Genomic DNA, 11,058 nt, shown 5'->3' on the forward strand with positions numbered 1-11,058 from the left:
ACGTGATCTCGGTGTCGCTCACCTGGACGAACGGAACGGATGCCCCGTCGATCGTCACCTCGGTCGCGCCGGCCAGGTCGGTGCCGGTGATCGTCACGGGCGTGCCGCCGGTGACCGGACCCTCGTCGGGCGTGAGCGCGGTCAGCGCGGGAGCCGGCACGAACGTGAACGGCAGCGGGTTGCTCGCGCCGCCCGGCGTCGTGACCACCACGTCGACCGGGCCGGCCGCGTGCGGCGGTGTCGTGAACGTGATCTCGGTGTCGCTCACCTGGACGAACGGCACGGACGCGCCGTCGATSGTCACCTCGGTCGCGCCGGCCAGGTCGGTGCCGGTGATCGTGACGGGCGTGCCGCCCGCGACGGGACCCTCATCGGGCGTCAGCGCCGTCAGCACCGGAGCCGGCACGAACGTGAACGGCAACGGGCTACTCTGACCGCCCGGCGTGGTCACCACCACGTTGGCCGGGCCTGCAACGTGCGCCGGCGTCGTGAAGGCGACCTCGGTGTCGCTCACCTGGGTGAACGGCACCGACACGCCGTCGATCGTGATCTGCGTCGTGCCGGCCAGGCCGGTGCCCACTATGGTGACGTCGGTCCCTCCCGCCGTCGGACCCTCATCCGGGGTGAGCGAGAGGAGCACGGGCGCCACGAGGTTCGGCCCCACCAGGGCTCGGGCGAGGTTCAGTTCGAGCAGCCCGGGCACGATGGCCGTCGGCAGGACGCTGAGTCGCAGCGCGGTCTCCTGGAAGACGGCGCCGGCAACCGGCGGCTCGGGCTCCTGCACGTTGGCGAGGAGCGAGACGACCGTGTCGAGCAGCAGGATGGCGGGGTTCAGCGCGTTGATCACCGGGTTCAGCACGTTCGTCGTGAGCGACGTGAGGAAGGTGCCGAGCGCTCCGCTCACGGGGTCGATGACCGCGTCGACGATCGGGCCGAGCGCTCCGAGGATGAGCGCATCCGTGACTCCGGTGATCGGGAGGATTCCAAGCGCGGTGATGTCGACGGTGGCCGTGCCGTCGGCGATGCTGGCGAGCGTGCCGTCGACGGTCACGTTCACGAGCGGGACGAGGCCGAGGGCGTTGACGTCGACGTCGACCGACACGGTCGCGGCGTCGAGCGCCTCCGTGATCGCCGTGCCGAGATCGTCGACGAGCCCATCGATGAGGTCGGCGACCTGGGTGGTCACCTCGGTCAGCACGGCGGCCGAGAGCAGCTCTGTGCTCGGTGGCAGGCTGTTGAGACCGCCGACGAGTTGGTCGAGGTCGAGGGTGATGGTGCCTGCGGCGAGATCGATGACCACCCCGCCGCCCGAGTCGAGCGGCGTCGTAAGGATCGGGTTGACGGCCGCGGGAAGATCGACCGAGACGGTCGCGCTGGCATCGCCGAGCCCGCCCACGTCGAGCACGCTGTCGACGGCGGAGAGAACTCCCTGCACGAGCTGGCCCTCAAGTGCGTCGACGGCAGTGTTGAGCGTGCCGACCGCGCCGTTCACCGTCCCCGTGATGCCCGCGATCACCGGGCTGTCGACCTGCACGAACGCGGAGGCGATCTCGTAGTCGCCGACCGGCGTGCCACCGGCCGTCACCGACGCGTTCGCACCGACCGCGCCCACCTCGAGGTCGAGGTCGGTGATCGTGCCGGCGAACTCCGCACCCAGCAAGTCCGCGAGGTCGAAGCCGAGCGGCCCGGGCGCCACGCCCGGCGCGGGGGTGACGCCGGTGCCGATCGCCCCGGAGTCGGAGATGAGGCCCGACGCACCGAGGGACGAGCCGTCTGTGGCGGCGCTCGCGTACTGGCCGACGACGCCCGCGTCCGCGAAGTCGATGGGCAGCTGGATCCCGCCGCCGACGTCCACGTTCAACACACCGAGCACACCGAGGTCGAGGTTCTGCGCGTTCGTCTCGGGCGTGACGCCGTCGCTCGTCGCGGTCGCCCCGTCGATGCCGACGATTGCGCTGAGGTCCACCGAGTCCAGCAGCGAGCCCGAGAGGAACTGCCCCTCCGCGTGCGACGTGTCGCCCGGAGCTGCGGTCGCGGTCAGCACACCGCCCGCGGCCAGCACGGCCACGACACTCAGGAACGCGGTGCTGCGGAACCGGAACCGCCTGCCGCGGCTCCCCCGATCCCGCTCGATCCGCGCCCAGGCGCGTGTCTGCTGCTCCATCGATCAACCCCCATGTCGACGAATGGCGGACTCCCCCGAGCCCGTCCCCCGATGTCAACCTAGAGCCAAGTCGCGGTCGGGGACAAGGGTTTCCTGATGGATGACTGAAGGTTACCTCGACGAAACCTCGGGAATGTCGGATCCCGTCGTCGCAGCGTCGTCGTCGATGCCGTCCCCGGCGTTCGTCTCCTCCTCTGCCACCCCATGGTCGCGCGCCGCACTGAGCCCGGCGAACCCGCGGATGAAGAGCGGGCTGCCGCCGAGTACGAGGTAGAGCGCCGCGCACGTCGCGAGCGTCGGCACGAGCCCTACCTGCTCGACCGCGAGCCCGCCGAGCAGCGCCCCGAGCGGCATGGACGCGGCAACGCCCGCCGTGAGGGCACCGAACACCCGCGCGCGCATGCCGTCGGGCACCTCGCCGTACATCGCGGTCGACATCATCGGGTTGAGGGCGCCGGCGGCCAGGCCCGACAGCGCGAGCACCGGCAGGAGCACGGGCAGCGGTGCACCGAGCGCCATCGCCAGGTAGGGCGGCGTGCCGGCGAGCACGAAGCACGTGGCGAACATCACCCGCCCCGAGTAGCGGTGGCCGAGCACCCCGAAGAGCGCGGAGCCCGTGAGCGCGCCCGCCGCGAAGCATCCGACCATGAAGCCCAGCACGGCCGGGTCGTGCAGCACCCGCGTGGCGTACACCGGCTTCAGCACCGTCATGCCGGCGGCGTCGATCGCGTTCGTGAGCGTCACGAGCAGCACGATGGCGCGCAGCAGCGGATGCCTCGCGATGAAGCGGATACCGACGACGAACCCGCCCTTGGTGGGCTCGCCCACGCCCTCGCCGTCGCTGTCGCCGTCGGCAGCGTCGTCCGMGGCGGCCGCCGCCACCGCGCGCGGCACGAAGCAGGCGACGAGCACGGCCGAGACGACGAATCCGCCGGCGTCCACGATGAGCGCCGGCACCGGCCCGAGGAGCGCGACCATGGCGCCCGCGACGCCCGCGCCGACCATGGTGGAGGTACGCTGCACGGCCGACTGCGCCCCCGCGGCGCGGGCGAGCGGCATCCGTGCCAGCTTCGCGAGATCGGGCACGAGCGCCGTCTTCGCGGTGTCACCCGGCGGGTCGAGGAGGCCACCGAGGAACACCAGCGCGAGCAGCGCCCCGAACGAGAGCCCGACCGTGGCGCTGAGCAACGGGATGGCGATGATGGCGAGCGCGCTCGCGACATCCGCGGCGATGCTCGAGACGCGATAGCCGAAGCGGTCGACGAGCACGCCGCCGAACGTGCCGCCGATGATGAGCGGGACCGTGGCGAACACGCCGGCCACGCCCGCGGCGAGCGGCGAGCCGGTCTGGGTCAGGGCGATGATCGGGATGGCGACGAGCGCGATCGCGTTGCCGCCGAGCGAGAAGAACTGGGCCGTGTAGAGCGCGAACAGCGGCGCGCGCCGCCGTGCCCCGGTCATGACAGCGTCCGGGGGAAGGTGTGCGTGATCCACCGCACCGCGCGCGTGCCCTCGCGGGGCTCGCGGCCGCGCGCCCACCACTTGTCGCGCACCGCCTCGAGGTCGGCGTTGAGCTCGCGGAACTCGTCGAGCGTGAGCTGCGCTCCGCCGTCGCTCGAGTCCGACGTGGCGACCCACTCGGGCTCGAGGTCGAGTTCGGCGTCGAGCGCCTGCAGGAGTTCGCGGTGGTAGAGATCGAGCACCGCTCGCCGCATGGCTTCGTCGGCCTCGCGCCGATCTGGATCGTCGAGGAAGTCCGCCGACTGGGAGGTCGTCATCTCGTGCGCGGCCTTCCACCAACGCTCGCGGCCGTCTCGTTCGAACTCGGGTGCGGGCACGACGAACCCGTGCTTCGCGAGCGTCGCGAGGTGGTAGCTCACCGATCCGGATGCCGCGCCGGTGGCCTGCGCGAGCGCGCCGACCGACTGCGGTCCCTCGACGCGGAGGAGGCCCAAGATGCGCAGCCGCAGGGGGTGCGCGAGCGCACGCATGGGGCCGGGATCGTGGACCTGGATGACCCGGTCTCGGTGCTCATCCCGTGGCGCGGGGGTGGGCGCATGCTCAGAGTCGCTCATGCGTCGATGCTAACTCCGCAAGACTCGTTGCACAATAGTTCTTGCGCAATTCCCGCCCGCGGATTGAGGACGCGATCTGGGCGTATGAGGTCGGCACGAAGCCCCGTTCGCGTCCTCAACCGGGAGTGGTGACGAGTCCCAGCGGCGAGAGCCGGGGTTGCGATGGTCAGGCGGTGACGACGGCGAGCGTCTGCCGCGCGATCTCGAGCTCCTCGTCGGTCGGCACGACGAGCACGGCCGTGCGCGAGGCATCCGTCGAGATGCGGCGAGCGCCGCTCCCCCGCTCGCCGTTGCGCTCGGGGTCGATCTCGACGCCGAAGCCCTCGAGGCCCGCAAGCGACCACTCCCGCACGATGGGCGCGTTCTCGCCCACGCCCGCGGTGAAGGCGATCGCGTCGACCCGTCCGAGCTGCGCCGCGTAGGCACCGACGTACGAGCGGATGCGGTGCGTGTACACCTCCAGGGCGAGGGTCGCCGCCTCGTCGCCCGACTCGGCCGCCGACACGAGGTCGCGCATGTCGCCGTGCCCACCGAGCCCGAGGATGCCGCTCCGCTTGTTGAGCAGGTCGTCGAGCCCGTCGGCATCGAGCCCGGCCCGGCGCTCGAGGTGCAGCAGGATGGCAGGATCCAGGTCGCCCGAGCGGGTGCCCATGACGAGTCCCTCGAGCGGGGTCATGCCCATGCTCGTCTCCACGGAGCGACCACCCGAGACGGCGCAGGCCGACGCGCCGTTGCCGAGGTGCAGCACGATGAGGCGCAGGTCCTCGACGGGGCGCCCGAGGAACTCCGCGGTCGCGCGCGACACGAACCGGTGCGACGTGCCGTGGAAGCCGTAGCGGCGGATGCGATGCCTCGCCGCCACCTCGCGGTCGATCGCGTACGTGTAGGCCGCGGGCGGCATGGTCTGGTGGAACGCCGTGTCGAAGACGGCGACGTGCGGCACGTCGGGGAACGCCTTCTGGGCGGCGACGATGCCCGCGAGGTTCGCGGGGTTGTGCAACGGTGCGAGCACCGACAGCTCGTCGATGTTGATCTTCACGAGCTCGGTGATCACCGTCGGCTCGAAGAACCGCGCTCCGCCCTGCACCACCCGGTGCCCCACCGCGATGGGCGGGTACTCCTCCAGCGACGGGCCGTGCGCGGCGAACGCCTCGAGCATCCACGCGAAGGCGGCGTCGTGGTCGGGCACCGCGACGTCGTCGCGGAACGTCTCGTCAGCGGCATCCGGCCCGCCCGCGGCATCCGACCCAGCCGGCGCACCGCTCGACGACGGATGCCGCACCGTGTGCGTCGCCCGGCCGTCGGCCTGTCCGATCCGCTCGATGAGCCCGCTCGCCAGTGGCTCGGCCGCCTCCACGTCGATCAGCTGGTACTTCATCGACGACGAGCCCGAGTTGACGACGAGGACGATGCTCACGAGGCATCCGCCGCCTGGATCGCCGTGATCGCCACGGTGTTCACGATGTCCTGCACCAGGGCCCCCCGGGAGAGGTCGTTGATCGGCTTGTTGAGCCCCTGCAGCACAGGGCCGATGGCGACCGCGCCAGACGAGCGCTGCACGGCCTTGTAGGTGTTGTTGCCCGTGTTGAGGTCGGGGAAGATGAACACCGTCGCCCGGCCCGCGACCGTCGACTCGGGCAGCTTCGTGCGTGCCACCGCGGCGTCGGCTGCCGCGTCGTACTGGATGGGGCCCTCGACCGCGAGCTCGGGCGCACGCTCGCGCACGAGCTCGGTCGCGCGGCGCACCTTGTCGACGTCGACGCCCGTGCCCGACTCGCCCGTGGAGTACGACAGCATGGCCACGAGCGGCTCGATGCCGAACTGCGAGGCCGTCGCCGCCGACGAGATCGCGATGTCGGCGAGCTGCTCGGCGGTCGGCATCGRCACGATGGCGCAGTCGCCGTAGACGAGCACCCGGTCGGCGAGCGCCATGAGGAAGACGCTCGACACCACGTCGACGCCCGGCTTCGTCTTGATGATCTCGAACGCGGGGCGGATCGTGTGCGCCGTCGTGTGCACCGCGCCCGACACCATGCCGTCGGCGAGCCCCAGCGCGACCATCATGGTGCCGAAGTACGACACGTCCTGCACGATCTCGCGCGCCTGCTCGAGCGTGACGCCCTTGTGCGCCCGGCGGCGCTGGTACTCGTCGGCGAACCGGTAGACGAGCACGTGATCGTGGTTCGAGAGCACCGTGGCGCGCGAGATGTCGAGGCCGAGCCCGATCGCGCGGGCGCGGATCTCGATCTCCTCGCCGAGGATCGTGAGCTCGGCGACGTCGCGGGCGAGCAGCGTCGCGGCCGCGCGGAGGATGCGATCGTCATACCCCTCGGGCAGGACGATGTGCTTGCGCTCCCGGCGCGCGCGTTCGAGCAGTCCGTACTCGAACATGAGCGGGGTGACGACCTCGGGACGTGCGACGTCGAGCAGGTCGAGCAGCGCGTGCCCGTCGACGTGCTTCTCGAACAGCGAGAGCGCCGTGTCGCGCTTGCGCTGCGATTCTGCGGCGAGACGGCCGCGCGTCTGCGTGATCGCGAGCGCCGTGTCGTAGCTGCCGAGCTGCGTGCGGATGATCGGCAGGCCCGCCTTCAGGCCATCGATGAGGCGTTCGACCGCGTCGGAGAGCGGGAAGCCGCCGTTCAGCACGATGCCCGAGATCGACGGGAACGTCGCCGAGGCGTGCGCGGTGAGCACGCCGAGCAGCACCTCGCTGCGATCGCCCGGCACCACCACGACCGATCCCTCGATGAGGCGCGTGAGCACGTTCTCCATGGACATCGCGGCGACCACCACGCCGAGCGCCTCGCGGTCGAGCAGGTCGGGATCGCCGGCGTACAGCTCGCCGTCGACGGCGGCCATGATGCTGCGCATCGAGGGCGCGACGAGGAACGGGTCCTCGGGGATGGCCCACACGGCGACGGATGCCGCGGACAACGTCTCGACGCCCGAGACCGCGTCGACCTCCCACCGAGCGGCCGCGCCGACGCGCTGCACGATGACGTCGAGCTGCTCGGGGTCGGCGCGATTGACGACGACGCCGAGGAGCGTCGCGTGCTCGCGCCCGAGCTCCTCGATCGCGAGTTCGGTGAGCTGGGCGAGCTCCTCGGGCGTGCGTGCGTCGGCGTGTCCGAGTCGCTCGGAGCGTGCGCGCCCCTCGCCGACCCGGCCGCCGAGCACGAGCAGCACCGGAGCGGCGAGGTTCGCCGCGATGCGGGCGTTGTAGGCGAGCTCGGTCGGGCTCCCGACATCCGTGAAGTCGGACCCGAGCACGACGACCGCGTCGCAGCGGTCCTCGACGGCCTTGAAGCGCTGCACGATCGTGGCGAGCGCCGCGTCGGGGTCGGCGTGCACCTCGTCGTACGAGACGCCGATCGCGTCCTCGTACTCGAGCGGCACCACGCCCTCGTGCGCGAGCAGCAGGTCGAGCACGTAGTCGCGCTCCTCGGTGGACCGCGAGATCGGACGGAACACGCCCACGCGCGTCGCCCGCCGCGTCAGGGTGTCGAGCGTGCCGAGCGCCACCGTGGACTTGCCGGTGTTGCCCTCGGCGGAGCAGATGTAGATGCGGTGCGCCACGCGCCCCAGCCTATTGGGCGGGCCTCGGCGGACGTCTGGGAATGCGCCGGATGCCGCGTGGCCCTGTTCGCCGGCGCGGTGCCCGCCGCCGCTCGAGGTCGGCCGCGGTCAACTCCCCCGGCTCGGCTCGGGTAGACTGTCTCCGGCTCCTCACGTGGCGCCATCCAGGCCAACTCCCCCAGGGCGGAAACGCAGCAAGGGTAACCGGGCTCTGGCGGGTGCGTGAGGAGTCTCAGGAGGATTCGCCTAGTGGCCTATGGCGCACGCTTGGAAAGCGTGTTGGGTGAAAGCCCTCGGGGGTTCGAATCCCCCATCCTCCGCCAGATATTCGAACGGCCCGATCTCCTCGCAGATCGGGCCGTTCGTCGTTTCCGGACGGCCGTGTCCTCATTAATGCGGAATAGCGGCGAAGCGCCCTGAAGAACATGATGTGAGAGATGTCAACGGCGGCGATGGACACAAGGAGTGGGGACGCAGGGGGCTCCTCCATCCGGCCGACGGCAGTAAGGGGCGACGGCCTCAGGGTATTCACCCTGAGGCCGCGTCGCACCCTCACCCGGAGCATCGGGCTTCCGATCGCCGCGCTCGCACTGCCGGTGCTGGCTGCCGAGCTATGGCTCCTCGATCCGAGCGGTACGTGGCCGATCGTCGCCTGGACCGGCCTCGTGACGGCCGCCCTCATCACGATCGCCTGGCTCGCCTACCAACGCACCCAGGCCTCGGTCAGTGAGTACGGCATCGTCGAGCGCGGCTTCTTCGGCGGCACCTACACGGTCGCGGCACGCGACATCTCGGGCATCCTCCGCGTGGAGCTGTACCGGCCCAACAGCCTCGACACCACGCACGAGCTCTTCGTCGTCAGCCGGAACGGGCGCGGCGTCTTCCGCATGCGCGGGCGGTTCTGGAACTCGGCCACGATGGACCAGATGGCCGAGATCCTCGGTACCGAGGAATCCGTGCGCAGCGAGCCGGTCACGCTCGCCGAGCTGCGGGAGACCGACCCGAACCTCCTCTACTGGTTCGAGCGGCGCTCGCTCACGCGCTGACCTCGTCGACGTCCGAGCGACCGTCGGTCGCCCGGCGGTCTGGGGTACCGCGGTCGGTCGTACCGCGATCGGTCGCGATGCCGAGCAGCGGTGCGTCGGGACGGCTCGACGGCAGCTCGTGGAATCCGAGCCGGTCGTAGAACGCGCGCGCCGCCGTGTTGGCGGCGTCCATGCCGAGGTGTACGGCCGGCACGCCCCGAGCCGCGAGCGCGTCGCGCAGTGTGTCGATGAGACGGCGGCCGAGTCCCTGCCCCTGCAACACAGGCAGCAGGTCGATGTGCAGGTGCGCCGGATACACGTCGACCTCGGCGATGAGCATGCGGTCGGGGTTCGTGCCGGCGTCGATGAGCTGCGCCTCGGTGAAGCCCGGTTCGCGTCCGGTGGGGGCCCCTGGTGACGGATGCCGCTCGCGGAACCCGGGCGTCCACTCGCGCGTCCACCACTCGACGAAGGCGCGGGTGTCGGCGACGCCGATGACGTAGCCCAGTGCGCGTCCGTCGTGCCCGTCGTCGACCACGAAGGCGAGGTCGGGGTCGTAGGTCACGTACGGCAACGCGAACACCTCGGGCATGAGCGAGTCGTCGGAGTACACGCCGGTCGCGTCCCCGCCGCCGGCGGCCGTGCGCAGGCAGATCTGGAAGACGGCGTCGCGGTCGCCCGGGCGATAGGGACGGATGAACGGATGCCGCGGAGCGGCGTCATTCGCGGATGCGGCCGTCGCGGCATCCGCTCGCTCTGCGCTCATCGCCGCCGCCGCGTGCCGAAGATGCCCTCGACGACGCTCGTGAGCACGTCGCGGGTCGCCTTGGATCCGAGCACCTGCTCGAGCACCGAGTCGCCGCCCGAGGAGCGCAAGCGCGTGGTGGATCGCGAGCGGGAGGTGCTCGAAGTGCGCTTCATGAGCCGGTCGTACTCGGCCTGCGCCGCCCTCTGCTCCTTGTCGCGCTGCTTCTCGATGGCGGCCTGCTGCTTGGCGTACTCGGCGTCGGCCTTGGCCTTGGCCGCGGCATCCTCGGCGGCCTTCGCGGCGGCTGCCGCGGCGTTCATCTTCGCGGTGAGCAGTTCATGTGCGGACTCCCGGTCGATCGCGGTGCCGTACTTCGCCTGCAGGGGCGACGCGGCGATGGCGGCATCGATCGCGGCATCCGGCGACGGTGACATCAGCGCCTGCGGAGCGCGGAGCCGCGTCCACGCGACGGGGCTCGGCGCACCCTTCTCGTTCATGACGGTGACGATCGCCTCGCCGGTGCCGAGGGTCGTGAGCACCTCCTCGAGGTCGTAGCCCGACCTCGGGTAGGTCGAGACGGTCGCGCGCAACGCCTTCGCGTCGTCGGGCGTGAACGCCCGCAGCTGATGCTGCACCCGCGATCCGAGCTGGGCGAGCACGTCGGCGGGCACGTCCTTGGGGGTCTGGGTGACGAAGAACACGCCGACGCCCTTCGAGCGGATGAGGCGCACCGTCTGCACGACCTGCTGCAGGAAATCCTTCGACGCGTCGGCGAACAGCAGGTGCGCCTCGTCGAAGAAGAACACGAGCTTGGGCTGGTCGAGGTCGCCCACCTCGGGAAGGTCGTTGAACAGGTCGGCGAGCAGCCACATGAGGAAGGTCGAGTAGAGCGCCGGGCGGTCGGCGACGCCCGGGACCTCGAGCAGGCTCACGATGCCACGACCGTCGGATGCCACGCGCAGGAACTCGGCGGTGTCGATCTCGGGCTCGCCGAAGAACGCGTCGGCCCCGGCCTCGGCGAACGCGACGAGCTCCCGCAGGATGACGCCGACCGTCGCCTTGGAAAGGCCGCCGAGCCCCTCGAGCTCGCCCTTGCCCTCATCGCTCGTGAGGTACTGCAGCACCGCCCGGAGGTCTTCGAGGTCGAGCAGAGCCAGCCCGGCGTTCTCGGCGTAGTGGAACACGAGTCCGAGGCTCGACTCCTGCGTGTCGTTGAGGCCGAGCACCTTGCTCAGCAGCAGCGGGCCGAACCCGGCGACCGTGGCGCGGATCGGCACGCCGCGGCCGATGCCRCCGAGCGAGAAGAACTCGACCGGGAAGGATGCCGCCTCCCACGCCTGGCCGATGCCGGCGGTGCGCCGGAGCAGCTTCTCGTTGCCCACGCCGGGAGTCGCGATACCCGAGAGGTCGCCCTTGATGTCGGCGGCGAACACCGCCACGCCATGGGCGGCGAGCTGCTCGGCGAGCACC

The 11,058-nt window shown here is 71.1% G+C and carries 8 protein-coding genes, 1 tRNA gene and 1 other RNA gene; 3 read left to right on the forward strand and 7 right to left on the reverse strand.

The features are described 5' to 3' along the window. The 5 genes from AC1DY2_RS08165 to pta all read right to left on the reverse strand — a co-directional run. Nucleotides 1–2,164: choice-of-anchor G family protein (locus tag AC1DY2_RS08165; RefSeq protein WP_476761963.1), on the reverse strand; the 2,164-nt coding region annotated here is incomplete at its 3' end. Nucleotides 2,165–2,275: 111 nt separating this feature from the next. Next, on the reverse strand, nt 2,276–3,625 hold the full coding sequence (locus tag AC1DY2_RS08170) for an MFS transporter (RefSeq protein WP_476761964.1): 1,350 nt from the start codon (nt 3,623–3,625) through the stop codon (nt 2,276–2,278). Next, nucleotides 3,622–4,239 carry a helix-turn-helix domain-containing protein gene (locus AC1DY2_RS08175; RefSeq protein ID WP_476761965.1) on the reverse strand — a complete coding sequence of 206 codons (618 nt, stop codon included), beginning with the start codon at nt 4,237–4,239 and terminating at the stop codon, nt 3,622–3,624. The genes AC1DY2_RS08170 and AC1DY2_RS08175 overlap by 4 nt, the downstream gene beginning before the upstream one ends. Before the next feature lie 166 nt (nt 4,240–4,405). Beyond that, on the reverse strand, nt 4,406–5,656 hold the full coding sequence (locus AC1DY2_RS08180) for an acetate/propionate family kinase (RefSeq protein ID WP_476761966.1): 1,251 nt from the start codon (nt 5,654–5,656) through the stop codon (nt 4,406–4,408). Further along, nucleotides 5,653–7,815 (reverse strand): phosphate acetyltransferase, encoded by a 2,163-nt coding sequence (pta, locus tag AC1DY2_RS08185; RefSeq protein WP_476761967.1) that lies wholly within the window; start codon nt 7,813–7,815, stop codon nt 5,653–5,655. Before pta ends, AC1DY2_RS08180 begins: the two co-directional genes overlap by 4 nt. Before the next feature lie 141 nt (nt 7,816–7,956). Between pta and ffs the strand changes: the two genes are divergently transcribed. The 3 genes from ffs (at nt 7,957) to AC1DY2_RS08200 (ending at nt 8,861) form a co-directional block, all read left to right on the forward strand. Beyond that, nucleotides 7,957–8,053, forward strand: an RNA gene (gene ffs, locus AC1DY2_RS08190) — signal recognition particle sRNA small type. Beyond that, a tRNA-Ser gene (locus AC1DY2_RS08195) sits at nt 8,051–8,138 on the forward strand. The genes ffs and AC1DY2_RS08195 overlap by 3 nt, the downstream gene beginning before the upstream one ends. A gap of 273 nt (nt 8,139–8,411) precedes the next feature. Continuing rightward, on the forward strand, nt 8,412–8,861 hold the full coding sequence (locus tag AC1DY2_RS08200) for a hypothetical protein (RefSeq protein ID WP_476761968.1): 450 nt from the start codon (nt 8,412–8,414) through the stop codon (nt 8,859–8,861). Here AC1DY2_RS08200 and AC1DY2_RS08205 read toward each other — a convergent pair. Together AC1DY2_RS08205 and AC1DY2_RS08210 are read right to left on the reverse strand one after the other, a co-directional pair. Beyond that, nucleotides 8,851–9,606, reverse strand: a complete 756-nt coding sequence (locus tag AC1DY2_RS08205; protein WP_476761969.1) for a GNAT family N-acetyltransferase — start codon at nt 9,604–9,606, stop codon at nt 8,851–8,853. The two genes, AC1DY2_RS08200 and AC1DY2_RS08205, sit on opposite strands and share 11 nt — an antisense overlap. Further along, nucleotides 9,603–11,058 (reverse strand): helicase HerA-like domain-containing protein (locus tag AC1DY2_RS08210; RefSeq protein ID WP_476761970.1); only part of this gene is annotated, 1,456 nt, incomplete at its 5' end. The genes AC1DY2_RS08205 and AC1DY2_RS08210, both read right to left, overlap by 4 nt.

This window comes from Agromyces sp. P1_H4, from assembly GCF_056405255.1.

Excerpts from the sequence above, each read along its gene's own strand:
- AC1DY2_RS08205 (WP_476761969.1), bottom strand. The coding sequence starts at position 9,606 with ATGAGCGCAGAGCGAGCGGATGCCGCGACGGCCGCATCCGCGAATGAC.
- AC1DY2_RS08175 (WP_476761965.1), bottom strand. The coding sequence starts at position 4,239 with ATGAGCGACTCTGAGCATGCGCCCACCCCCGCGCCACGGGATGAGCAC.